This is a genomic window from Nocardia sp. NPDC006982 (assembly GCF_042869435.1).
In the GTDB taxonomy this organism is placed as follows: domain Bacteria; phylum Actinomycetota; class Actinomycetes; order Mycobacteriales; family Mycobacteriaceae; genus Nocardia.
Map to the genome: position 1 here is coordinate 255889 of NZ_JBIAFV010000009.1, position 23437 is coordinate 279325.

At 66.1% G+C, this 23437-nt stretch carries 23 protein-coding genes; 10 read left to right on the forward strand and 13 right to left on the reverse strand.

The genetic code is table 11. The features are described from left to right. Positions 1–56: 56 nt before the first annotated feature. Positions 57–1031 (forward strand): helix-turn-helix transcriptional regulator, encoded by a 975-nt coding sequence (locus ACFYOW_RS31790; RefSeq protein WP_387293760.1) that lies wholly within the window; start codon positions 57–59, stop codon positions 1029–1031. Between the two features lie 113 nt (positions 1032–1144). Here ACFYOW_RS31790 and ACFYOW_RS31795 read toward each other — a convergent pair whose 3' ends face one another. The 3 genes from ACFYOW_RS31795 to ACFYOW_RS31805 form a co-directional block, all read right to left on the reverse strand. Continuing rightward, positions 1145–1675 carry a hypothetical protein gene (locus ACFYOW_RS31795; RefSeq protein WP_387293761.1) on the reverse strand — a complete coding sequence of 177 codons (531 nt, stop codon included), beginning with the start codon at positions 1673–1675 and terminating at the stop codon, positions 1145–1147. A gap of 172 nt (positions 1676–1847) precedes the next feature. Beyond that, on the reverse strand, positions 1848–5462 hold the full coding sequence (gene cobN / locus ACFYOW_RS31800) for a cobaltochelatase subunit CobN (protein WP_387293762.1): 3615 nt from the start codon (positions 5460–5462) through the stop codon (positions 1848–1850). A 177-nt stretch (positions 5463–5639) separates the two neighbouring features. Further along, positions 5640–6080: a nuclear transport factor 2 family protein gene (locus ACFYOW_RS31805; protein WP_387293763.1), complete on the reverse strand. Its 441-nt coding sequence runs from the start codon at positions 6078–6080 to the stop codon at positions 5640–5642. Positions 6081–6460: 380 nt separating this feature from the next. On the opposite strand from ACFYOW_RS31805, the gene cobG reads away from it, so the two are divergent. Beyond that, positions 6461–7669, forward strand: coding sequence for a precorrin-3B synthase (gene cobG / locus ACFYOW_RS31810; RefSeq protein WP_387293764.1), 1209 nt, complete (start codon positions 6461–6463; stop codon positions 7667–7669). A 214-nt stretch (positions 7670–7883) separates the two neighbouring features. Continuing rightward, complete coding sequence (locus tag ACFYOW_RS31815) at positions 7884–8435, forward strand: hypothetical protein (protein ID WP_387293765.1); 552 nt, start codon at positions 7884–7886, stop codon at positions 8433–8435. Positions 8436–8451: 16 nt separating this feature from the next. On the opposite strand, the gene ddaH is transcribed toward ACFYOW_RS31815, so the two are convergent. Then, the gene (gene ddaH, locus ACFYOW_RS31820; protein ID WP_387293766.1) at positions 8452–9324 is read right to left on the reverse strand and encodes a dimethylargininase; all 873 of its coding nucleotides are present in this window, start codon (positions 9322–9324) and stop codon (positions 8452–8454) included. Between the two features lie 138 nt (positions 9325–9462). On the opposite strand from ddaH, the gene ACFYOW_RS31825 reads away from it, so the two are divergent. The 4 genes from ACFYOW_RS31825 (at position 9463) to ACFYOW_RS31840 (ending at position 12827) form a co-directional block, all read left to right on the forward strand. Next, positions 9463–9900, forward strand: coding sequence for an Lrp/AsnC family transcriptional regulator (locus ACFYOW_RS31825; RefSeq protein WP_387293767.1), 438 nt, complete (start codon positions 9463–9465; stop codon positions 9898–9900). 105 nt (positions 9901–10005) lie between these two features. Continuing rightward, on the forward strand, positions 10006–10635 hold the full coding sequence (locus ACFYOW_RS31830) for a precorrin-8X methylmutase (RefSeq protein WP_387293768.1): 630 nt from the start codon (positions 10006–10008) through the stop codon (positions 10633–10635). Then, entirely contained in the window at positions 10632–12254 is a 1623-nt protein-coding gene (cobJ, locus tag ACFYOW_RS31835; RefSeq protein ID WP_387293769.1) for a precorrin-3B C(17)-methyltransferase, read from the forward strand. Before ACFYOW_RS31830 ends, cobJ begins: the two co-directional genes overlap by 4 nt. Before the next feature lie 18 nt (positions 12255–12272). Beyond that, positions 12273–12827, forward strand: coding sequence for a dihydrofolate reductase family protein (locus tag ACFYOW_RS31840; RefSeq protein WP_387293770.1), 555 nt, complete (start codon positions 12273–12275; stop codon positions 12825–12827). A gap of 43 nt (positions 12828–12870) precedes the next feature. Here the strand turns inward: ACFYOW_RS31840 and ACFYOW_RS31845 are convergent, their stop codons facing one another. Further along, positions 12871–14097, reverse strand: coding sequence for an MFS transporter (locus tag ACFYOW_RS31845; protein ID WP_387293771.1), 1227 nt, complete (start codon positions 14095–14097; stop codon positions 12871–12873). Beyond that, the gene (locus ACFYOW_RS31850; protein ID WP_387293772.1) at positions 14097–14738 is read right to left on the reverse strand and encodes a GntR family transcriptional regulator; all 642 of its coding nucleotides are present in this window, start codon (positions 14736–14738) and stop codon (positions 14097–14099) included. Before ACFYOW_RS31850 ends, ACFYOW_RS31845 begins: the two co-directional genes overlap by 1 nt. 101 nt (positions 14739–14839) lie before the next feature. Here ACFYOW_RS31850 and ACFYOW_RS31855 point away from each other — a divergent pair, with 101 nt between their 5' ends. After that, on the forward strand, positions 14840–15370 hold the full coding sequence (locus ACFYOW_RS31855; RefSeq protein ID WP_387293773.1) for a PadR family transcriptional regulator: 531 nt from the start codon (positions 14840–14842) through the stop codon (positions 15368–15370). Position 15371: 1 nt separating this feature from the next. On the opposite strand, the gene ACFYOW_RS31860 is transcribed toward ACFYOW_RS31855, so the two are convergent. The 5 genes from ACFYOW_RS31860 to ACFYOW_RS31880 all read right to left on the reverse strand — a co-directional run bounded on the left by ACFYOW_RS31860 (position 15372) and on the right by ACFYOW_RS31880 (position 19349). Then, the gene (locus ACFYOW_RS31860; protein WP_387293819.1) at positions 15372–16115 is read right to left on the reverse strand and encodes a cobalt-precorrin-6A reductase; all 744 of its coding nucleotides are present in this window, start codon (positions 16113–16115) and stop codon (positions 15372–15374) included. Further along, positions 16112–16693 (reverse strand): hypothetical protein, encoded by a 582-nt coding sequence (locus ACFYOW_RS31865; RefSeq protein WP_387293774.1) that lies wholly within the window; start codon positions 16691–16693, stop codon positions 16112–16114. The genes ACFYOW_RS31860 and ACFYOW_RS31865 overlap by 4 nt, the downstream gene beginning before the upstream one ends. Positions 16694–16781: 88 nt before the next feature. Further along, positions 16782–18047, reverse strand: a complete 1266-nt coding sequence (cbiE, locus tag ACFYOW_RS31870) for a precorrin-6y C5,15-methyltransferase (decarboxylating) subunit CbiE (protein ID WP_387293820.1) — start codon at positions 18045–18047, stop codon at positions 16782–16784. Continuing rightward, entirely contained in the window at positions 18026–18781 is a 756-nt protein-coding gene (locus ACFYOW_RS31875) for an SDR family NAD(P)-dependent oxidoreductase (protein ID WP_387293775.1), read from the reverse strand. Before ACFYOW_RS31875 ends, cbiE begins: the two co-directional genes overlap by 22 nt. A gap of 43 nt (positions 18782–18824) precedes the next feature. Continuing rightward, positions 18825–19349, reverse strand: a complete 525-nt coding sequence (locus ACFYOW_RS31880) for a hypothetical protein (RefSeq protein WP_387293776.1) — start codon at positions 19347–19349, stop codon at positions 18825–18827. A gap of 139 nt (positions 19350–19488) precedes the next feature. On the opposite strand from ACFYOW_RS31880, the gene ACFYOW_RS31885 reads away from it, so the two are divergent. Continuing rightward, positions 19489–19899, forward strand: coding sequence for a PPOX class F420-dependent oxidoreductase (locus ACFYOW_RS31885; protein WP_387293778.1), 411 nt, complete (start codon positions 19489–19491; stop codon positions 19897–19899). A 220-nt stretch (positions 19900–20119) separates the two neighbouring features. Here the strand turns inward: ACFYOW_RS31885 and ACFYOW_RS31890 are convergent, their stop codons facing one another. Then, positions 20120–21247: a M24 family metallopeptidase gene (locus ACFYOW_RS31890; RefSeq protein WP_387293779.1), complete on the reverse strand. Its 1128-nt coding sequence runs from the start codon at positions 21245–21247 to the stop codon at positions 20120–20122. Between the two features lie 89 nt (positions 21248–21336). Here ACFYOW_RS31890 and ACFYOW_RS31895 point away from each other — a divergent pair, with 89 nt between their 5' ends. After that, positions 21337–22308: a 5'-3' exonuclease H3TH domain-containing protein gene (locus ACFYOW_RS31895; protein ID WP_387293780.1), complete on the forward strand. Its 972-nt coding sequence runs from the start codon at positions 21337–21339 to the stop codon at positions 22306–22308. A gap of 265 nt (positions 22309–22573) precedes the next feature. On the opposite strand, the gene ACFYOW_RS31900 is transcribed toward ACFYOW_RS31895, so the two are convergent. Beyond that, positions 22574–23296: a DUF4333 domain-containing protein gene (locus ACFYOW_RS31900; RefSeq protein ID WP_387293781.1), complete on the reverse strand. Its 723-nt coding sequence runs from the start codon at positions 23294–23296 to the stop codon at positions 22574–22576. Positions 23297–23437 lie beyond the last annotated feature (141 nt).

Consider the following 23437-nt stretch of genomic DNA (forward strand, 5'->3'; position numbering starts at 1 on the left):
GCGCGCCCGGTCGATTACGGAAGGCTTCCTTCCGCAATTCCTGAGATGATCGACCGATGTTGGAAACTTCGGCGCGGTTGTTGCGGTTGTTGTCGTTGCTGCAGATGCATCGGGATTGGACCGGGCCCGCGTTGGCTGAGCGGCTCGGGGTTTCTACGCGGACTATTCGTACGGATATCGAGCGGTTGCGCAGGCTCGGGTATCCGGTGGATGCGACGCCGGGGGTTGCGGGTGGGTATCGACTGGGAGCCGGATCTTCGCTGCCGCCATTGCTTTTGGATGACGAGGAGGCCGTGGCCGTGGCGGTGGGGTTGGCGACCGCGGCCAATGGGGCGGTGACCGGGATCGAGGAGACTTCGGTGCGGGCGCTGGCCAAGCTGGAGCAGGTGCTGCCATCGCGGCTGCGGCACCGGGTGCAGGCGCTGACGGCCGCCACCGTGCACGTGCCGCATCCGGGTCAGACGAATGTGGACGCGGGAGTGCTGACCGCCATCGCCGCGGCGATCCGGGCGAGTGAGCGGCTGCGGTTCGATTACGAAACCCATTCGGACGCAATCGAGCAACGATCGCTCACGCGGCGTGAGGTGGAACCGCATCGGCTCGCGCATTGGAACGGCCGCTGGTATCTGGTGGCGTGGGATGTCGGGCGCGCGGACTGGCGCACGTTCCGGGTCGACCGGATGACGCCGCGGACACCGAACGGTGCGCGCTTCACCCCGCGCAGTGTTCCGGAAACCGACGTGGCCGAACGTATACAGCGTGGCGTCGGCGCCGCGACGTGGCGCTACCGCGCCACGGTGCGGGTAGCGGCCCCGGCTACCGCCGTGCGTATGCGTCTGCCCGCCGCCGTGACGGTAGAACCCGATGGCCCGAACCACTGTGTGATCCAGGTCGGTTCGGACACGCCCCATTCGTTGACGTTGTATCTCGGCCTGCTCGACGTCGATTTCGAAGTCCTGGACGCTCCGGAGCTCGCCACGCACCTCCGAGCAACTGCCGAACGGTTTCGGAAAGCGGCGGGCGAGAATTAAAATGCGATGTGTCCTGAATTTCGGTGAGCGGCAACCCCGGTCGGGCGAATGCCACGGAATGCCCGGCCGGGAGTACCCGTTCGAGACTTACTCAAACAGCTCGAATTACCTCATTACTGATTGGCGCCGGCAATACCGCCGATGATTCCCCCGATGACGCATCCGGGCAGGAATCCGACGATAAAGAACAGCAGCCCGATCAGCGCACCGACGGCGCATCCGATCAACACACCGGCGACCGTGGTACCCGCATCACCGATGAACTGCAACGGGGCCGATTGCGGTGCCGGCGCGTTGACCGGCGTCAGCGTCAATGTCGTTGCCGTGGCGTCGACTTCGGGCGTGACCTGTACCTGCTGACCCGCCACCGTCTGCAGTGTGGTCGGTACGGTGGCGACCACGGAGCCGTCGGGTGCGAGCACCGTGATGCCCGCATCGGGCGTCAGGACGAACTTGCCCGCGGCCAGCGTGATGGTGGCATCGGAGCGGTCCGTCGCCACCGCGGCGGTGTATTGGACGCCGTGATCAACGCCGTTGAGAACTGTTTCCGACGATACTTCCGGCGAGCCGTAGGCAGTGGCCGCGGTGATGCCTGTCGCGGCAACGGTCAAAACCGTTGTCGCTACCAACTTTTTGATCTTCATTATGATTTCCAATCATCCAGCCGATTCGATCGATGTTCCCGAGAAACGGACATCGGACATCAATCATCATGCGCCCTCGACACACTCGGCGTCGCGGGAATCAGGAAATCGAATTACGTTGCAAGATCAAATAATTGGAAATACCCAAGGAACTGGGGTATTGCTTTTCCCGCTATTCCAGTTCACCCTCGGTCTCCAGGTAGATCTGGCGCAATCGGTCCAGTGTTGCCTGCTCCGGATGCTCCCACAACTCCCGTTGCGCCGCCTCCAGCAGACGCTCGGCAATGCCGTGCAGCGCCCACGGGTTGGACTGTTCCATGAACTTTCGATTCACGTCATCGAAAACGTAACTCTCCGCGAGCTTTTCGTACATCCAGTCGGCCACGACATTGGTGGTGGCGTCGTAGCCGAAGAGGTAGTCCACGGTGGCCGCCATTTCGAATGCACCCTTATAGCCGTGGCGGCGCATCGCTTCGAGCCAGCGCGGATTCACAACTCGGGCACGGAAGACGCGTGCGGTCTCCTCCGAGAGCGTGCGGGTGCGCACGGCGTCGGGTCGGGTGCTGTTGCCGATGTAGGCCTCAGGGTTCTTGCCGGTCAGCGCGCGCACGGTGGCGACCATGCCGCCGTGGTACTGGAAGTAGTCGTCGGAGTCGGCGATATCGTGTTCGCGGGTGTCGGTGTTCTTGGCGGCCACCGTGATCCGGCGGTACGCGGTGCGCATATCGTCGGCGGCGGGTGCGCCGTCGAGGTCGCGACCGTAGGCGAAGCCGCCCCAAGCGGTGTACACCTGCGCGAGGTCGTCGTCGGTGCGCCAACTCTTCGAGTCGATCAATTGCAGCAGGCCTGCGCCGTAGGTGCCGGGTTTGGAGCCGAAGATGCGGGTGGTGGCGCGGCGCTTGTCGCCGTGTTCGGCGAGGTCGTTCTGGGCGTGGGCGCGAACGTAATTCGACTCGGCGGGCTCGTCGAGGTCGGCGACCAGACGGACTGCGTCATCGAGCAACGCGAGCACATGCGGGAAAGCATCGCGGAAGAAGCCGCTGATGCGGACCGTCACGTCGATACGTGGACGGTCCAGTTCCGCGAGCGGTATCACCTCCAAGGTGGTGACCCGGCGGCTCGCCTCATCCCAGACCGGGCGGACGCCCAGCAGCGCAAGGACTTCCGCGATGTCGTCGCCTGAGGTGCGCATGGCGGAGGTGCCCCACACCGACAGCCCGACCGAGCGCGGATACTCACCGTGATCGGTCTTGTATCGATCGAGCAGCGAATCCGCCATGGCCTGCCCGGTCTCCCAGGCCAGTCGGGACGGAACCGCCTTCGGGTCGACCGAGTAGAAGTTCCGACCGGTCGGCAGGACATTGATCAGGCCGCGCAATGGGGATCCGCTGGGCCCGGCCGGGATGAAACCGCCGTTGAGCGCGTGCAGGATTCGATCGATCTCGATGCCGGTCTGGCGTAGGCGGGGCACGACCTCGGTCGCGGCGAAGCGCAGCACAGTTCGCGCCGCAGCAGACGTCGGGGCGGGTGCGTCCAGTGAGTCGACAATTCCGTCGACGGCGTCTACGGACCACTCGGCAGCTTGCAGTGCGGCGAGCAACTCACGCGCTTGGGTCTCGACCGCGTCGACTCGTTCGCGCACCTCGGTACCGGATTCGTTCAGCCCCAAGGCCTCCCGCAGACCCGGCACATTCCGTTCGCCACCCCACAGTTGGCGCGCGCGCAGCATGGCGAGGACCAGGTCGAGTTCGGTTTCCCCCGCCGGCGCCTGCCCGAGGACGTGCAGACCGTCGCGGATCTGTACATCCTTGATCTCGCACAGCCACCCGTCGACGTGCAGCAGCATATCGTCGAAGACATCCTCGTCAGGGCGCTCGGCTAGACCCAGGTCGTGGTCCATTTTGGCGGCGCGCATGAGCGTCCAGATCTGCTGGCGGATGGCGGGCAGTTTGGCCGGGTCGAGGGTCGAGATATTGGCGTGTTCGTCGAGCAGTTGCTCCAAACGCGAGATATCGCCGTAGCTTTCGGCGCGGGCCATGGGCGGAATGAGGTGGTCGACGAGGGTCGCGTGGGCGCGGCGCTTGGCCTGGGTACCCTCGCCCGGGTCGTTGACCAGGAACGGATAGATCAGCGGCAGGTCACCGAGCGCGGCGTCGGTGCCGCAGGAGGCGGACATGCCGAGGGTCTTGCCGGGCAACCATTCCAGATTGCCGTGCTTGCCGAGGTGCACCATGGCGTCGGCGGCGAAACCGTCCGGCGCGGCGATCCATCGATACGCGGCGAGATAGTGGTGGCTGGGCGGCAGGTCCGGGTCGTGGTAGATGGCGACCGGGTTCTCGCCGAAGCCGCGTGGCGGCTGCACCATCAATACGATATTGCCGAAACGCAGTGCGGCGATGACGATTTCGCCCTTGGGATCGGCGGAGCGATCGACGTAGAGTTCGCCGGGTGGCGGTCCCCACGCCTCGATCACGGCTTCGCGCAGATCATCGGGCAGGGTGTCGAACCAGCTGGTGTACTGGTCGGCGCTGATGCGGATCGGGTTGCCTCCGAGCTGTTCGGCGGTGAGCCAGTCCGGATCCTGACCGCCCGCGGCGATCAGCGCGTGGATCAGCGCGTCTCCGTCGCGTTCCGTGAGTCCTGGTACCTCGCTCTCGTCGCCGAGATCGTAACCGGCAGTGCGCATCTCGGTGAGGAGCCGGATCGCGCTGGCCGGGGTGTCCAGGCCGACGGCGTTGCCGATGCGCGCATGCTTGGTCGGATACGCCGACATCATGATGGCGATGCGTCGCCGTTCGGCCGGGATGTGGCGCAACCGTGCGTGCCGGACCGCGATACCGGCGACGCGAGCCGCGCGCTCGGGATCCGGCACGTAGGTAGACAGTCCGTCGGCGTCGAATTCCTTGAAGGAGAACGGAACCGTGATGATGCGGCCGTCGAATTCCGGGACGGCCACCTGGGTAGCGACATCCAGCGGGGAGAGCCCGTCGTCGTTGGCCTCCCATTGGGCGCGGCCGCTGGTGAGACACAGGCCCTGCAGGATGGGCACATCGAGTTCGGCGAGGGCGGCGACATCCCAGGCCTCGTCGTCGCCACCGGCCGATGCGTTGGCGGGCTTGGTGCCGCCCGCCGCGAGCACGGTTACCACCAGTGTGTCTGCGGTGCGCAAGGTGTCGAGGAGTTCCGGCTCGGCGGTGCGCAGGGACGCGCAGTACAGCGGCAAGGCCTTCGCACCGGCGTTCTCGATTGCCGTGCAGAGGGCGTCGATGTAGGCGGTGTTTCCGGCGAGATGCTGTGCGCGGTAATAGATTACGGCCACTGTCGGGAGGCGCTCGGCAGTTGTGCCCAGATCAGTGCTCGGCGTGCGCTCCAACTCGCCCCAACTCGGCAGTTGCACCGGCGGCTCGAAGCCGTGGCCGGTGAGCAGCACCGTATCCGAAAGGAAGTTGTGCAGCTGACGGAGATTTTCCGCACCGCCGGCGGCGAGGTAGTTGTGCGCGTCGGCGGCCACACCACCGGGCACCGTCGAGCATTCCATCAACTCGGCGTCGGGTGCAATCTCACCGCCGAGCGCCACCATCGGCACCCCGCTCGCGCGCACGGCCGCGAGCCCGTCCTCCCAGGCGCGCTTGCCGCCGAGGATACGCACGATCACCAGATCGACGCCGTCGAGCAGCGCGGGCAGGTCGTCGACCAACAGCCGAGCCGGATTCCCCCACCGATATTCCGCACCACTCGCACGCGCGCTCAACAGATCGGTGTCGGATGTCGACAGCAGCAAAATCACAGGTGGCAGCCTTCCTCGGGTGACGCGCCCATCGGTTACGGTGCTCGCCGGAGAGGGTCTGGCTTTCGACAGTGGCGCGACCGCACCGGAGTTCCACCGGTTTCCTCATCGCCCGCCGAGCAACCAGATGCTAGCCCGCCGCCTCGCACCGCTTGCCGACAGGTAAGTGCCCGACGCTCAGGTCAGGTCGGCGTTTCCGTCGATCACCTTCAGGTGGTAGTGGAATTTGTCGACGCGCCAGCCCGCAGCGGAGCGTTCGGCGCCGATGCTGTAGCTGCCGACGAAGGTGCGCGTCTTGCCATGGGATGCATCGTTCTTCACGTGCACCGCGATGGCGTCGGCGTGGATTTCGGCGTGGTCGCCCTGCAGATCGACCAGGTAGTTGCCCGCCTGGTGATGGACGCCGTCGAGGTCGGCGAGACCCGTGCGCCAATCGCCGACGATATCGGCTGCGGGCCGCACCGCCACCTCGCCGCCGAAGCCACCATCGAAGTCGACCTTCGGCGTGAATACCTCCGCGACAAGGTCATCCCAGCGCTTCTGATCGGTGTAGACGAACATCCTGGTGACAACGTCGATGATCGCGAGTCGGTCGGCAACGGTGGAGATTTCGCTCATTCCGCCAACCTTAATGGCGGGCCGGGGTTTACGCCGACTGGTCGGTCGCTATTGTCCGGCCGCACCGAGCGTTAGTGCGAGACACCGGAGATCAGTGCCGTCTTGGCTGTACGTTGCCAGGCTCGAATGCCTTCTGGTGCGCGGCCCCATCTGCTCGCTCACATGATCAGGCCGCGATCCGGCGCTGACGCAGCCCCCCAAGGACGATGCGACGGTCACGGCCGAGCGGGCATAGCGCCGATTGCGCGGGATTCGCGACGAGGCGCTCTCGCGGTCAAGCGTCACTGTCGTCGCCGGATTTCGCGGCTGGCCCCTTTCGGCGGTCACACGTTGCAGCCGTCGCTGATGGCGCGGCGGCGGGGTCGTAGGCTGGATGGGTCATGACGCGTACGAATCCCGATTCCTGCCCCGGCGTGCTGCGGCTGCATGAGGCGGCCGATGGCCCGTTGGCTCGGATTCGGCTGCCTGGTGGGCGGCTGGAGCCGGGGCAGTTGCAGGTGTTGGCCGAGGCGGCCGCAGAACTCGGCGATGGGAATATCGAGCTGACCTCGCGGGGCAATGTGCAGTTGCGACAGGTGCGTGATGCGGCCGCGCTGAGTGAGCGGCTGGCGGGTGCCGGGCTGTTGCCGAGCGATACGCATGAGCGGGTGCGCAATATCGTCGCGTCACCGCTGTCGGGTCGGATCGGTGGCAGGGCGGACGTACGTCCGCTCGTTCCGGCGCTCGACACAGGCTTGCGCGCCGCACCGCGGTTGGCGGAGTTGCCCGGCCGCGTGCTGTTCACCCTCGACGACGGTCGCGGCGATATCAGCGGCCTCGGTGGCGATATCGGCGTACACGCGACGGGCGCAGCGGAATTCGCGCTCGTGCTGGCCGGTGGCGACTCCGGCATCCGAGTATCCGCGGCCGACGGGGTCCATGTGATGCTTGCCGCCGCGCACGCCTTCCTCGATCTCGGCTCGAGTCAATGGCGACTGCACGAAGTCGATGACGGTGTGCGGCGAGTAATCGATATCCTCGGCCTGTCCCCCGGCCCCGAACGCCTGGAATTCGGTGCCGCCCATGACATTCCGATCGGCTGGCTCGACCAGGACAATGGCCTGGTCAGCCTCGGGGCGGCCGTTCGCCTCGGCTCCCTGCCCGCCCGCATCGCCGAATTCATCGCCGCCATCGAACGCCCCATCTTCATCACCCCTTGGCGCAGCCTGGTAATCACCGATCTAGCGGAATGGCCCGCCGAACAGGTCGTCCGCGTACTAGCCCCCATGGGCCTGATCTTCGACGCCAACTCCCCTTGGCTCCAGGTCAGCGCATGCGCGGGTCAACCCGGGTGTGCGAAGGCGCTCACCGACGTCCGCGCAGACGCCGCAGCCGCCGTCCAAACCGGTCGCGTACTTCCCACCGACCAGCCCGCCCCAGACAGCGATGCCGGCGGCCACGCAACAGAACCCGGCCCGACACTCCGCACAGCCGACGAAGTCGCAGTCGTCGGCCGCCAACACTGGTCCGGCTGCGAACGCCGCTGCGGCCGTCCCCGCGGCCCGGTCACCGACATCGTCGCCACCGAAAGCGGTTACCGCATCGGCTGACACTGCCCAGCGAGCGATCGCAGGGAATCCCGAACCACCATATCGCGCCGCAGTCCGCGGACCGACGATCCGGCGCCGCGGTGGTTTGCTATCTGCTGAAAGCGACAGGACGTGACTGTGGCATGTGCGCCGCAAAGGGCCCAGTCGAGCTGGTTCTCGGGCCCAGCGCGTGGCACGGTGAGGGCAGTGGTTGACTCGTGGGAGGAGTGTTCCTATGACGCTCGGGCGGCTCGGTGATGCCGAGATCGATGCGATGTCGGCGCAGGAGCGGCGGGAGTTGATTCGGCGGTTGCAGTTGCCACCGGAGGGGGTGTTGCCGCGCCCGGAGGTGGTGCGGATACATCGGCGAGTGCGGCTGACGCTGATGGTGGGTGGGTCGATCGCGCTGATTCCGTGGATCGTGTACCTCGCGGTGGCGCTGCCGCCTGACTATCAGGCCCGTAATTGGACGCTGACCTGGGTCGGGTTCGACATACTGCTGGTCATCATGATGGCGACGACCGCCTATCTGGGCTGGCAGCGCAAGCAACTGCTCATGTTGCCCGCATTCGGCACCGGGCTGCTGTTGCTCGTGGACGCCTGGTTCGACATCACGACCGCCAACTCTCGCGACGTCTGGTTCTCCATCACCATCGCCTGCGTCGCCGAAATCCCCCTGGCCCTGCTACAGATCAGCGGCGCACTCCTGCTGTTCAAATTCGTTGCCGAACTCCACCCGCTGGCCGAACCGGGCGTCAGCGGTTTGCGCACCAAACTCCCGTTCTGACAGCGGTGCTCGCGCCTTACGATGCAACCGCGGTCGGTGCACTCCGCGGGTCCTCGTGAATCTCCAGGGTGCAGCACTTCACGCCACCACCGGCCTTCAACAACTCCGACAGATCGACGCCCACCGGGTTGTACCCCTGCGCACGCAACTCCGAAGCCAGGTTGTCGGCGCGACTACTGATGAAGACATTCAGCCCATCGGAGACACCGTTCAGTCCCAGAACCACCGCATCGGCATCGGTGGCGAGGATGGCGTCCGGATAGAGCTCGGCCAGTATCGCCTGACTCGCGGCACTGAAGGCGGGCGCGAAATACGCGACGTTCGTGTCATCGAGGGCCATCAGCGCCGTATCCAGGTGATAGAAACGCGGATCGACCAGTTCGAGCGATACCACCGGCAGATCGAAGTACCGCTCGACCTCACGGTGCGCGGCAATCGAACTCCGGAACCCGGTCGCGGCCAGCATGCGCGCACCGACGAGCAGGAAATCGCCCTCGCCCTCATTTGTTTCCTGCGCCCCGACCAGCTCCACTAGACCCAACTGCGCGAACCAGCGGTGATATGCAGGACCTTCCGCGGCCCGCTCGGCATGGGTGAACCGCGCCGACATCGCCCGATCACCAACGATCAGGCCGCTGTTCGCGGCGAAAACCATGTCGGGCAGACCCGGCTCCCCCGGCACCACGTCGATGCGGTGGCCGTAGTGCTCGAATGTCGCGCACAGCGTCTCCCACTGCGATAGCGCCAGCGCCCGATCGACGGGTTCCTGCGGATTCATCCACGGATTGATCGAGTAGCAGACGTCGAAGTGATCCGGACGGCACATCACGAACTGCCGTGGCGACGGCTGCCGCGCGGGCTCGATACGGAGGGTGGCTACAGAGGTCAACGTGTCTCCCGGAGGTAGGCGCGGATCATTCCACTGACACGAAGGTAATTCGCCTAGTATTGCGCCAGAAACAACGATTTATTGCGCATGATAGAGCCAATTCAGCGAATCATTGCGCCGATTGGGAGTGGGTGTGACGTGGACGACATCGACCGGCAGATTCTGGCGCATCTGCTCAAATCGGCGCGCTCCTCGTTCCAAGAGATCGGCGCGAAGGTCGGACTGTCCGCACCTGCGGTCAAGCGCCGCGTCGACAAGATGGTCGCCAGCCGCCAGATCACCGGCTTCACCGCACTGGTCAATCCCGCCGCGCTCGGCTGGACCACCGAGGCCTACGTCGAGGTCTACTACCGCGACAACATCACCCCCGCCGAACTCCGCCGCAGCCTCGAACCGATCCCCCAGGTAGTCGGCGTCTGGACCATCGCGGGCGAAGCCGACGCCCTCGTCCACGTCATGGCAACAGACATGGCCGAAATCGAATCAACCGTAGAACGCATCCGCGAAAACACCCGAGTAGGCCGCACCCGCAGCTCCATAGTCATGTCCCGAATCCTCGAACGCCCCCGAACCTGATCCGCCGAGAATGCATTCAGCCAGGTGCCCTCTCGATGTTTGCCGCCACCCTCGCATTCTCGACCCGCAGCGGGCGTGGGGAGGGAGGGCTCATATGGTGGGGGCATGTCCGATGTTCGTTATGTCAGTGATGGGGGCGAGATTTATCGGCGGTCGTTCGCGATGATTCGGGCGGAGGCGGATCTGAGTGGGTTTCCGCAGGATGTGGCGCAGGTTGTGGTGCGGATGATTCATGGGTGCGGACAGGTGGATCTGGCCGGGGACGTGGCGTTTTCGCCTGGAGTGGTGGCGGCGGCGCGGGGCGCGCTGCGTGCGGGGGCTCCTATTCTCTGTGATGCGCAGATGGTCGCGTCCGGCGTGACGCGCAAGCGGTTGCCCGCCGACAATGACGTGATCTGCACCCTCGCTGATCCGCGGGTGCCGGAACTGGCTGCGGCGATGGGCAATACGCGGTCGGCCGCGGCGCTGGAGTTGTGGCGCGATCGCCTCGGGGGCGCGGTGGTCGCTATCGGGAACGCGCCGACCGCCCTGTTCCATCTGCTCGACATGATCAATGCGGGGGCGCCGCGGCCCGCCGCCATCCTCGGCATTCCGGTCGGCTTCGTGGGCGCTGCCGAATCCAAGGACGCGCTGATCGAATTCGGCGGGGTCGAATATCTGACGGTGCGTGGGCGGCGCGGTGGCAGCGCCATTACCGCGTCGGCACTGAACGCGATTGCGAGCGAACAGGAATGAGCAACGGCAAGTTGTGGGGCGTCGGACTCGGCCCCGGGGATCCGGAGCTGGTGACGGTGAAGGCGGCGCGGGTGATCGCCGAGGCCGACGTCATCGCTTTCCACAGCGCACGCCACGGTCGCAGCATCTCGCGTGGCATCGCCGCGCCGTATATGCGCGCGGGCCAACTCGAGGAACACCTGATCTATCCGGTGACCACCGAGACCACCGACCATCCCGGCGGCTATCAGGGCGCCATCGACGAGTTCTACGAACAGGCCGCCGAACGCCTGGCAACCCATCTGGCAGCGGGCCGGTCCGTCGCACTGCTCGCCGCGGGCGATCCGCTCTTCTACAGCTCGTACATGCATATGCACCGCCGGTTGGCCGACCGGTTCGAGGCCGAGATCATCCCCGGCATCACCTCCGTTAGCGCGGCCTCAGCGGCCCTCGGCACCCCGCTCGTCGAGGGTGAGCAGGTACTGACCGTCCTGCCCGGCACCATGCCCACCGACGAGCTCACCCGCCGCCTCCGCGATACCGACGCCGCCGCCATCATGAAGCTCGGCCGCACCTATCCCGGTGTGCGCCAAGCCCTCTCGGACTCCGGCCGCCTTGCCGACGCCTACTACATCGAGCGCGCGAGCAGCACCCGCCAGCGCGTACTCGCCGCCGCCGACGTCGACGATGCGGATGTACCGTACTTCGCCATCACCCTCGTTCCCGGCCCGCAGCCGACAACCCCACTGTCGCTTACGAATCCGGGGCACGGGCTGATCGGCGCGCAGGGTGATACCGAGCTCTCCAGGGCAGCGCCCGAGGCTGCGGGCAGCGAATCCCGCACTGCGCAGACAGTTCCTTTCGACAGCTCGCGAGTCGAGGAAACCTCGAGCAATTTCGGTGAGGTCGTGGTGGTCGGACTCGGCCCGGGCTCGCCCGACTGGACCACACCCGAAGTCGAACGCGCACTCGCCGAGGCCACCGATCTGGTCGGCTACACGACCTATATCAATCGGGTGCCGTCGCGTCCCGGGCAGCGCAGGCATGCCAGCGATAACCGGGTGGAATCCGAACGTGCCGCCATGGCATTGGATCTAGCGAAACAGGGGGCCAAGGTCGTTGTCGTGTCCTCGGGCGATCCCGGGGTTTTCGCAATGGCGGCTGCGGTACTCGAGGAGTCCGCCGATCCGCAGTGGCAAGGGGTGCCGGTGCGCGTGCTGCCCGGGCTCACCGCGGCCAATGCGGTCGCCAGCCGGGTCGGTGCGCCGCTCGGCCACGACTACGCGATGATTTCGCTCTCGGATCGACTCAAGCCGTGGGAGGTTGTCGCACAACGACTTTCGGCGGTCGCGGCGGCCGATATGGCAATCGCGATCTACAACCCCGCCTCCAGTCAGCGCACCTGGCAGGTCGCGGCGATGCGTGACGTGCTGCTCGAGCATCGCAAGCCCGACACCCCGGTGGTGCTCGGTCGCGATGTCGGCGGGCCCACCGAATCCGTCCGTGTGGTCACCCTTGCCGAGCTTGATCCGGCCGAGGTCGATATGCGCACACTGCTGGTCATCGGTGCCTCCACCACCGCCGTAATCGAGTCCGAGCAGGGCATCAAGGTTTACACTTCGCGCCGCTACCAGCGTTGATTTCGGAAGGGCAACCCCATGCGCAAGCTCAAACTCCAGGTGCAGACCACCATCGACGGCTACATGTCCGGCCCGAACGGTGAGATGGACTGGATGACATTCCAGTGGTCCGATGACCTCGCCGCCCGCGTCACCGCCATTACCACCGAATTCGACACCATCGTGCTCGGCCGCAAACTCGCCGAAGGCTTCATTCCGCACTGGGCCTCCAAGCCGGAACACGAGCCCCAGGTGGCCATCGACAAGATGAACAACACGCCCAAGGTCGTGATCTCCAACAGCCTCACCGAATCGCCCTGGGAGAACACCGTCGTCGCGGGCGGCGACCTCGCCGAGACCATCAACAACCTCAAGGCCCAACCGGGGGGCGACATCATCGTCTACGGCGGCGGCACCCTCGTCGCGAATCTGATCGCCGAGGACCTCATCGACGACCTGCACCTGTTCGTCAGCCCGACCGCGATCGGCGCGGGCCTGCCGGTCTTCCGTGGCACCACCCGGCTCGACCTCGTCTCCGCCACCGGATTCGAGTGCGGGGTGACCGAGCTGCACTACCGGCCGAAGAGCGCCTGACCGCGGCCTCGTCGGGGATGCCGATCGGCATCCCCGACAATTCTCAGGCGCGGTAATTCCCAACGACGAGCGCCAAGCATCCGGCCGCCCCAACAGCGGCGGCCGCGAACATTGTCGGGTATTCCAGGCCGAAAGATTGATGCAGGAATGCCAGCAGCGCGGGAATACCGAAGCCGAGGTAGCTGACGGAGTAGAACACCGCAGTCAGTCCAGCGAGGTCGTCGCGACGAGCAATCCGCTCGATCTCCTGTAGTCCGGCGACCAGCCCGATCCCATATCCGGCACCGAGCACAGCAGCGGTGACGATTGTGAGAACCAAGGCCAATGTGCCGGAAGCCCATGCGGCCGAGGCCATTCCACACACGACCAACGCCAGCGCGACAACTGCGGCACGGGCGGTGCCCGCTCGATCGATCCGACGCACCAGCGACTGGATCGCGAAACCACAGCCGAGCGTGATCACCGTGATCAACGCCGAGAACGCGATCGGTACACCGTGCACCTTCGGCGCCAGCAGAGTGGGCAGCACCGCATAAGCCGTTGCGGCAGAGGTGAACAACCACAGCGCGACCGGCAGCGCAACACACCGGAACCTGCGATGCGCGGCCGCGGGAATCTTCAGATCATCGATCAACCGCCCCGAATTCCGCTGCGACGATAATGTTTCCGGCGCCCGAGCCACCCACACCGCCGCGATCAGACACAGCATCACATTGATCAGATACGCCAACGTATTCGGCATCGGAGCCCACTGCGCGAGCACACCCGCCGCACCGGCACCGACGGCGAACCCACCGGTCAGGCTCATCGCCGAGCGGCGCGCCCCGGTTCCCGCGGGCAGTTCCGGACCGAACGGCGGCTGCGAAAGTTCCTTGAGCCAACTGCTTCCCACCGCCATCGCCAGCCCGAGCGCCACCCCGCACAGCACCCGTCCGGCCGATAGAAGCGGCACCGATGCCGATCCGAAAGCCAGCAGCAGCGAACCGGCCGCACCGATCAACGGCGCCGGTCGCAGCAGCACGCGACGCCCGTAGCGGTCCGAGAGCGGCCCGCCGATCAGCAAGGCGGGCACGATGCCGAGCACATAATCGAACAACAGCAGGTCCACTGTGGTGACCGGCAGTCCGTTGCCCTTGTACATCACCAAAAGCGGCGTGAATTCGTTTCCGCCCCAGGCGATCGCGAACATCGTGGCCGCGACACTCCACCAATTCCGCGTACCCTGCCGTGGTCTTGCCGACCTGATGTCGACGGCGAGCAGCGTTGCCATTACAGGCCTCTCATTTCCAACTGGTGCACGCCGGACATATGGTCCACCAGCGCGATGGCGAATCCTGCCGCGTCGCCCATTTCGATCAGATGGGCCAGACGCGTGTGCTGCTCGATAATGCGAGCGGTGTCGGTCGAACCCCAATGCAGGGCAGCGCTGTTCATGCGACGCTGCCGCTCCCGCAACGAGTCGTAGAACCCGGTGAGCAGCGGATTGCCCGCAGCGACCACATAGGTGCGGTGAAAGTCGGTGTCCGCCACCGCGAATCGCTCGAAGTCCGCGGCGGCGGCCAGTTCGCGCTGCCGGTCCAGCGAGGCATGCAGTTCAGCGATCAACGCGGATCGCTCCTGCGCGACCACCGCGCGCACCGCTGCGGCCTCCACGACATAGCGGGCGTGTACGACGTGTTCTGCCTCGGCGGGCGGAATCGGCACCACCAGCGCGCCGCGCTTGGGGTACAGCCGCATCCACCCCTCCACCTCGAGCCGCAGGAATGCCTCCCGCACCGGGGTCCGCGACATACCGAGGTCGGTGGCGATTTCGCCCTCGCTGATCAGCTCACCACCCGGTAGCGCGCCGGTCAGGATGCGTTCCTTGACCTCGCGATAGGCGAGTTCGGCAGATGAATACGTCTTAGACACAAGTTGCATCTTAGCGACACGTCGTGGGAGCCTCAGCAGGTGTGAGGCAGGAGTCGTATAACATTCCACTATGGAACGTTGAGACTGAGAGGAGCAGTACCTTGGCGAACACCTCGACACAACGCAAATCGCTGAATTCCACGGCGGCGTCGCTGCTCGGATTCCTGCACGACGGTCCGATGTCGGGCTGGGATCTGGTGACCGAGGCCCAGGACCGGATCGGCGATTTCTGGACCATCACCCAAAGCCAGGTCTACCGGGAACTGGCCGCCATGGACGCGGCCGGACTCGTCGAAAAAGGTGAGATCGGGGCACGCGAACGCACACCGTATCTGATCACCGACGCCGGTCGCGAAGCGTTCCTCGAATGGATCGCCCGTGACCCCGGCGCGGAGACCATTCGGGTGCCGCTGCTACTGACCCTGTCCTTCGGCAAGCACGTCGATCCCGACCACCTCGATCGAATCATTGCCGCCAACAAGGAAATTCACCAGCAGCGCCTCGACCGCTACCTCACCGACGACCACACCGACATGTCCGAGTATCAACGCGCCACCCTCGAATTCGGCATCGGCTACGAGCGCACCGTACTCGCCTGGTTCGACCGCCTGCCAGAACTGCTCGGCCGTTGAATCAGCGGGATGCGATCTCCCGCAACCACTTCCACGCCGCGTCGACGGATTCCACGACCGCCGCGCCGGGCGGCAGCTCGGGGCGGTCCACGACGACCACGGGAAGGCCCGCGGAGCGAGCGGCATCCAGTTTGGCAGCGGTCTGATCGCCGCCACTGTCCTTGGTGACCAGCGCGTCGATCCGGTGTTGCGTCAACAGGCGCTGCTCATCCGCGGGTGAGAAAGGCCCACGCGCGAGCAGCAATTCGTGATGAGGCGGCAGCGCGCCGGTGGGCGGATCGATGGCACGGATCAAGAACCACTGGTCCGTCAGGTCCGCGAAGGCGGCGACACCTTGGCGACCGATGGTCAGGAAGATGCGTTGCCCCAGCTGCGAAATCTCCTGCGCGGCCGCGTCGAGATCCGGCACCCGGATCCACCGATCACCGGGCTGTTCGGACCATCCCGGCCGCCGCACATGCACCAGCGGCACACCGAGATCCGTTGCGGCACCGGCCGCATTCGCACTGATCGTGCCCGCGAACGGATGTGTGGCATCGATGACGGCAGCGATCTCGTTGTCTGCCAACCACTTCCGTAGACCTTCGACACCACCGAAGCCGCCGATCCGCACTGCCCCCTCCGGCAGCAGCGGGTCGCGAACACGACCGGCGAGCGAGGAGACGATATCGAATCCTCGCTCGCCGGAAGCGATGTGGGCGATCTCCCTGGCTTCCCGGGTGCCGCCCAGAATCAGTGTTTTCAGGGCTGCCCGCTGAAGTAGGCGATGCCCGCATTGATCAGGTTCGGACCACCCGCGATGAGCAGTCCGATCAACGCACCCACCGGCAGACCGATGCCGAAGAAGAAGAATCCGATGATGCCGCCGATCACGGCACCGAGCGAGGCACGCTGCAGTTCGCTGAAGAACCACTCCTGCGAGGAGATGGCCTCGGCGCTGATCGCGGCGTTCGACTCGACTTCCGGAGTCAGCGTCAGTTGCCGGCCCGCAGGGTCGATGGTGGCCGCGATCGGGATCAGCTGGTCCCCGACCTGCGCCTGCAGCGGAATCGAGGTGACGACCGCACCCTCGGTGTTCTGCACCGTGACGTACCTCTGGTCGGCATCCAGACTGAACGCGCCACCGGTGACCGCCGCGACGATCGACTTGTCGACGAGTTGCACCGCGTAGTTCACACCGTGATCCTCGCCTTGGGCGACGGGCGCGGCCTGGTTCTGCACGGCAGGCGCGGGTCCCGCCGGCGCAGCGCCGGACGTACCCGCCGCGATTCCGGTGGCGGCAACGGCCATCATTGCGGTGGCGGCAAACTTCTTGTACTTCATAAATCTCCCCAATAGGACGCGGATCCGACGATAACGTCCGGATCTCGGGCACCGACCCTACAGTCCATTTCACCCGCGAAGCGAGGTTTCAGACCGAGCCGCGTTTCACAACTGCCCACTGGGCGACCGGCAATTGCGGCCGCCAGGTCGTGAACTTGCCGAGGGCTTCGGCCCGGTAAATCTGAAACTTCCGCAGTTCACCGCCGTGCACAGCAGCCCAATTCAGTAGCAATGCTTCGGATTCCGCTGTCACCGCATTCGCCACCAAGCGGCCGCCCTGACGTAGACGCGACCAGCATGTCTCGAGTACGCCATCCTGGGTGAGCCCGCCACCGATAAATATTGCGTCCGGAGGTGGTGATTCGGTAGATTTTCCGACATCGGTGAGTATCTCTCCAAAAACACCGATGTATGGAACACCAAGGGCGGCGGCGTTGTCGGCGATCTGCCGCCGCCGGTGTTCGAGTCGCTCGAAGCTGACCGCCCGACAGCTCGGATGCGTGCGGCACCATTCGATCGCGATACTGCCGGAACCACCGCCGACGTCCCACAGCAATTCCCCGGGCGCGGGTGCCAGCGCGGCCAGTGTCAGTGCCCTGACCTCGGATTTGGTGAGTTGACCGTCACCGCCGAAGAGCTCATCCGCCAGTCCGGGCACACGCGTCGCCCGCAGGTGCTTAGGGTCGGCGACGCAGTCGATCGCGACGATATTGAGCGGGTCCCCCGCCGCGAGTTCCCACCCCGTCGCGCGATCGTGCACGACCCTTTCGCGCGGGCCGCCCAACTGCTCGAGCACGGTCAATGCCGACTCCCCGAAACCATTGTCCCGCAACAGTTCCGCGAGCTGTCCCGGCGTGTGCTCGTCCGCGCTCAGCACCAGCACCCGCCGCCGGTCGGCCAACTCGGGCAACACCGACTCGACCGGCCGCCCCACCGCGCTGACCACCGGAGTTTCCGCCAACGCCCAACCCAGCCGTGCACATGCCAGCGATGCCGATGATGCCTGCGGAAATACCCGCAGGTGATCCGCACCGAACAGCCGCGCCAACGTCACCCCGATGCCGTAGAACATCGGATCCCCACTGGCCAGCACGCATATCCGCCGACCGGTGTGGTCGGCGAACAAACTGGGCAGTGCAGGGACCAACGGCGAAGGCCACTCTCGCCGCGCCACAGCAACATCCTGCGGAATCAGCTCGAGTTGCCGCGCCGATCCGAATACCACTTCGGCATCCGAGACCGCTTCGCGCGCAGCCTCGCCGAGCCCGCTCCACCCGTCGGCACCGATACCGATGACAGCGATCGGCGGCCCACTCCACTGCGCACCGCCGTTCACCGCGGCATCCGACGCCAGATGGGTTGGGGCAGTAGGCGGATCGCGAAGATGACCGGACGCAGAATGCCGGGGACCCACACCCGACCGGCGCGACGACGCAGGCCGCGCACGACCGCATCCGCCACTTGGTCGGGGGTGCTGGACATCGGTGCCGGGTCCATGCCCTCGGTCATCCGGCCGATGACGAACCCGCAACGCAGCAGCAGCAGGTGAACACCGCTGCCGTGCAAAGCATCCGAGAGACCGCCGGCGAATCCGTCGAGACCCGCCTTCGCCGAACCGTAGACGTAATTGGCTCGCCGCACCCGCGCGCCCGCGAACGAGCTGAAGACGACGAGATGCCCACTGCCTTGCGCCCGAAGCATATTCGCGAGGATGGTGAGCACGCTGATCTGCGCGACATAATCGGTGTGCACGACCGCGATCGCATGTGCCGGATCGCGTTCGGCCCGCGCCTGATCCCCGAGCACTCCGAATGCGATCACCGCGACCCCGATCCCGCCGTACTCGGCCGCGATCTTCTCCAGCAGCGCGGGATGACTCGCCGTATCGTCCGCATCGAATTCGACGGTATGCACTGCCGTCGCCCCGGCTGCCGCAACCGCCGCACTCTCCTGCGTCAACTCCGCACTGCGTCGCGCCGCGAGTATCACAACACGCCCCGGCGCCAGCCGTCGCGCCACCTCGAGCCCGATCTCACTGCGGCCCCCGAGTACCAGCACCGGCCCCTCGGCAATTCCACGCGATCCCATGCTGCCAGTCTTTCACCCCACCCCGCTGTGCCGATCCGCCAGGTCAGACGATCTCGAGCTGATAGGAGGCCTCGACCCAGAAGCCGCCCGGCTCGTACTCACCACCGAAGGCGAGGATGTAGTCGCCGCGGACCAGGTCGTCCAGCCTGCACCAGAGCCCCCATGCTGTCGCCTTGAAACGGCCGGTCACCTGGAACGGGCCGCCCGCCGCCGGGTTGATGGGGAATGCCGCGCGGTTGGTCACTTCCAGCAGCGGTAATGCGACGCCGTTCAGCTCGGCGTGGCCGCTCGCCGTCGGCACCACCGGCGGTCGGCTGCCGAATTGGAAAAACGACCTTTCGACCTTCTGGAAGGTATTGAAGGCGGGAAAGAAGATAGGGCGACCGTAGGGCACAGCACAGCTTCGGCTGACCTTGCCGCCGAACGTTCCGGCGAGGAACCAGACATCGTCGGGCTGAGCTTCGGCCGCGCAGGCCCCGGTCTCGTCGCAGACCGGATTCTTGGCGATCGGAATCGACATGGCCCACTGCCACCATCGAGCGGCCAATTGGACATCGGTGCTCTGCATCCCTGAACCCCTCGATTGTCGATCTCGGCGCTCAGAATATCCGAGCACGCACGAAACACCGAACTGACCAGTCCGTACCAGATGTGCTGCCGCGGTATGTGCCGGTGCCGGGCGGCCCGCATACCGCTACGGTCAGGGGATGCCGACCAGCACCGCACAGCTGTCCACTGCCGCACTCGAATTCGTCACCGAGCGACACCTCGCGACCCTGACCACCCTCCGTGCCGACGGCACGCCACATGTGGTCGCGGTGGGCTTCACCTGGGATCCGGAAGCCGGGATCGCGCGAGTGATCACCAACGACGGCTCGGTGAAGGTGCGCAATGTGCGGCGCTCCGGTTACGCGGCAGTGAGCCAGGTGGACGGAATCCGCTGGATCACCCTGGAAGGCCCGGCCACGGTGCTCGACGATCCGGACAACGTCGCAGAAGCCGTAGACCGATACGCGGGCCGCTACCGAGTCCCCCGGGAGAACCCGACCCGCGTGGTCATCGCAATCCAAGTCCAGCACGTACTCTCCAGCAGCACCCTCGCCCCCGCCCCGGCCTGAACCACCGCCGACCTGACCTCGAACCCGAAGTCATTGCATCCCAGGGTATTTCGCCGCGCAGCTTACCGCACCGCCGCTGAGCGCGCGAAGAATCATCGAGCTGGGAACGCCATCACCGTGCTTGCGCATTCACCACGCCGCGCATAGCGCGGTCACTCTGCGACGAATTCACGGCCGGTAGCAATGGCACACCCCAGCAGTCACGGAGACACAGCTCGGCTCAGAGCACTGTCAAACCATGCGGCCGCTGGTTCATCGACTCGCAGCCGTCTTCGGTGACCACGACGATGTCCTCGATACGTGCGCCCCAATCGCCGCGGAAGTAGATGCCGGGTTCGATGCTGAAGGCCATGCCGGGTTCCAGGACCAGGCTGTTGCCTTCGACGATGTAGGGCTCCTCATGGACCGAGAGGCCGATGCCGTGGCCGGTGCGGTGGACGAAGGCGGGGCCGAAACCGGCTTCGGTCAACAGGTTTCGCGCTGCGGCGTCGACCGATTCGGCGGTGACACCTGGGCGGACGGCGGCTACCGCGGCAGCTTGGGCGCGCTCGAGTTCCCCGAATCGTGTGGCCACGGTGGACTCGGGCTCACCGAGGACGTAGGTGCGGGTCGAGTCCGAGTAGTAGCCAGGGTCGACCGGGCCGCCGATATCGATCACCACCACATCTGCGGCTTCGATGCGACGATCGGACACGCCGTGGTGCGGGTCGGCGCCGTGCGGTCCGCTGCCGACGATGACGAACGCCGCCTCGGTGTGCCCCTCCTCGACGATCGCCGCCTTGATGTCAGCGCCGACCTCGGCCTCGGTGCGACCGACGCGCAGGAATTCACCCATCCGCGCATGCACCCGGTCGATGGCCGCACCGGCACGCCGCAGAGCCTCGATTTCGGCCTGGTCCTTGATCATTCGCAGTTCCCGCAGTACCGGCGTGGCCGAAGTGGGCAGTCCACTGACGGATTCGGCCAAAGGCAGCAGATGCATTGCGGGCATGACATCGGTGACCGCGACCCGGGAGCCGACGTGCAGCGACGACTTCACGAGCTGATACGGATCGACGCCGTCGACCCAATCCAGCACCTGCAAACCGAGTTCACCCGCGGCCGAACCCTCCAGCGAAGCCAGTTCGAGCTTCGGAATCACCACCGAGGGGGTGGCACCGTCGGCCGTGATCACCAGACAAGTCAGTCGCTCGAAGGACTCCGCCGCCGAGCCGATGAGATAGCGCAGATCCGGCCCCGGCGTGATCAATAGCGCGTCCAGGTGAGCGGCGCGCATCAACTGCACCGCCCGCTCGAGTCGATCACCGTAGATATCCGCCGCGAATCGGGACTCCGTGTGCGAGCTCATACCGTGCGACGTTACCCGCCCCCGACATCAACCCGAATGTGAATACCGATCACCCGAGGTTGTCGTTGCGGACAGGTAGCCTCAGCGGCGTGAACACTGCGACTTCCGGTGGGCCCCTGCTGTTGCTCGATGGCGCGAGCCTGTGGTTCCGCGCGTTCCACGCGATTCCGGAGAAAATCACCGCACCCGACGGCCGATCGGTGAACGCCCTGCGCGGCTTCACCGATATGGTCGCCTCGCTCATCACCAAGCACAAGCCGAGCCGGTTGGTCGTCTGCCTGGACCTGGAATGGCGCCCCGCATTCCGGGTGGCGCTGGTGCCGACCTACAAGACCCACCGCCTCGACACCACCGCCGATGCGGCACCCGGCGCCGAGGACGTCCCGGATACTTTGACCCCGCAGGTCGAGATGATCCTCGACGTGCTCGCTGCGGCGGGCATCGCCACCGGCGGCGCGATCGGACTCGAGGCCGACGACGTGCTCGGCACCCTGGCCACCCGCGAGCGCACCGATCCGGTGGTGGTCGTCAGCGGCGACCGCGACCTACTCCAGCTGGTCCGCGACGAGCCGGCACCGCCGGTGCGCGTGCTCTACGCCGGTCGCGGATTGGCCAAGGCCGAATTGTTCGGTCCCGCCGAGGTGTCCGCGAAATACGGTGTGCCACTGGAGAATGCGGGCCCTGCCTATGCGGATATGGCGACCCTGCGCGGCGACTCCTCCGACGGCTTGCCCGGCGTCGCAGGTATCGGCGAGAAGTCCGCCGCGATGCTCATCTCCCGCTTCGGCTCCCTTGACGCGCTCACCGCGGCCGTGGACGACCCCGCAGCCGATATGGCCCAGGGCATCCGCGCCAAACTCCGCGCCGCAGAGACCTACCTGAAGGCCGCCGCCCCGGTCACCCGCGTGGTCTGCGACGCCGATGTGGAGCTGTCCTGCCCCGACACCCTCCCCATGACCCCCGCCGACCCGGACCGCCTCCGCGAACTGGCCACCACCTACAACGCGGAAAGTCCCATCACCCGCCTGATCGCGGCACTGACCGCAGCGCACTCGGGGTGACCGCACCGATTGTCATGCACAAGCACGAGGCCTCGCATACCCAGTAGCGACCTCGCATAGGTTGCACAGCTTGCGCGACGAGGCCGTCGCTACCTCTGCGCCACCAGGCGAACAGCTCGGCGGTGCGCCGCCCGACTCAGGAGTTGTACCTACCTGCGGAGTACCTGGTCGCCGCGCCGACGTACGCGCGCTCGCCCTCTACTAGGCCCGCGCAGCGGGGTCGCCCCACCGACGCCCGCTCGCCGACCTGCCGACCGAAGAACCGTCAGTTCGGGCGGCCGACCTCGTAGGTGCCGTCGTCCTTGGTGATCTTGACGGTGACCTTCTTCTGCTCCCCGCTGACCTTCAGGTCACAGGTGAAGGTCGCGTCGACCTTGACCTGCTGGCCGGAGGGGCAGGAGACATCGGCGACGTCCTGGATTCCGTAAGAATCCGAGAGCACCTTCTTGACACCGTCCTGAACGGCGGCCTGGTCGAGCTCGTCCTTGCTGGTCAGCACGAGCACCAGCACCACGATGGCACCGATGACGGCGAGCGCGAGCACACCCAGGCCGATGAACAGGCCCTTGCTCTTGCCGCCGCTGCTCGGCGGCGGGGTCTGCTGCTGCCACGGCTGCTGCTGGCCCTGCTGCCAGGGCTGCTGCTGCCCCTGCTGCGCGGACCAGTCCTGCTGGGTCGGCTGACCCCACTGCGGCTGACTCGGCTGGCTGGGCTGAGGCTGGCCCCACTGCGGCTGACTCGGCTGGCTGGGCTGAGGCTGGCCCCACTGCGGCTGACTCGGCTGGCTCTGCGGATTCGGCTGACCCCACTGCGGCTGCTGCGCGTTCGGATCGCCCCACTGCTGAGTCGGCTGCGCCTGCGGGGTAGCACCCCACTGCTGAGTAGGCCCGGCTGCACCGGGTGCCTGCTGTCCGCTCCACTGCTGGGTGGGATCGTTGCGTCCCTCCCCGGGACCAGGGGCGTCGTTCGGTCCGTACGGGCCGCTCATCTGGTTGCCTCCACTCGCATCGTTATACACACGGTAGCCCCCCGCGTGAGACTCGTCGCACAACAGGACCAATCCCGTATGAGGTGCGATCCTGTCCGACTCCTCCGCCACGGTCGGTACGCGAAAGAAATCAAATCACAA

Coding starts and splice junctions, on each gene's coding strand:
- ACFYOW_RS31815 (WP_387293765.1), top strand. CDS start 7,884: ATGACGCTCGGGCGGCTCGGTGATGCCGAGATCGATGCGATGTCGGCG.
- ACFYOW_RS31830 (WP_387293768.1), top strand. CDS start 10,006: ATGTCCGATGTTCGTTATGTCAGTGATGGGGGCGAGATTTATCGGCGG.
- ACFYOW_RS31845 (WP_387293771.1), bottom strand. CDS start 14,097: ATGGCAACGCTGCTCGCCGTCGACATCAGGTCGGCAAGACCACGGCAG.
- ACFYOW_RS31840 (WP_387293770.1), top strand. CDS start 12,273: ATGCGCAAGCTCAAACTCCAGGTGCAGACCACCATCGACGGCTACATG.
- ACFYOW_RS31900 (WP_387293781.1), bottom strand. CDS start 23,296: ATGAGCGGCCCGTACGGACCGAACGACGCCCCTGGTCCCGGGGAGGGA.
- cobG (WP_387293764.1), top strand. CDS start 6,461: ATGACGCGTACGAATCCCGATTCCTGCCCCGGCGTGCTGCGGCTGCAT.
- cobJ (WP_387293769.1), top strand. CDS start 10,632: ATGAGCAACGGCAAGTTGTGGGGCGTCGGACTCGGCCCCGGGGATCCG.
- ACFYOW_RS31795 (WP_387293761.1), bottom strand. CDS start 1,675: ATGAAGATCAAAAAGTTGGTAGCGACAACGGTTTTGACCGTTGCCGCG.
- ACFYOW_RS31865 (WP_387293774.1), bottom strand. CDS start 16,693: ATGAAGTACAAGAAGTTTGCCGCCACCGCAATGATGGCCGTTGCCGCC.
- ACFYOW_RS31790 (WP_387293760.1), top strand. CDS start 57: ATGTTGGAAACTTCGGCGCGGTTGTTGCGGTTGTTGTCGTTGCTGCAG.
- ACFYOW_RS31890 (WP_387293779.1), bottom strand. CDS start 21,247: ATGAGCTCGCACACGGAGTCCCGATTCGCGGCGGATATCTACGGTGAT.
- ACFYOW_RS31880 (WP_387293776.1), bottom strand. CDS start 19,349: ATGCAGAGCACCGATGTCCAATTGGCCGCTCGATGGTGGCAGTGGGCC.
- ACFYOW_RS31805 (WP_387293763.1), bottom strand. CDS start 6,080: ATGAGCGAAATCTCCACCGTTGCCGACCGACTCGCGATCATCGACGTT.
- ACFYOW_RS31885 (WP_387293778.1), top strand. CDS start 19,489: ATGCCGACCAGCACCGCACAGCTGTCCACTGCCGCACTCGAATTCGTC.
- ACFYOW_RS31875 (WP_387293775.1), bottom strand. CDS start 18,781: ATGGGATCGCGTGGAATTGCCGAGGGGCCGGTGCTGGTACTCGGGGGC.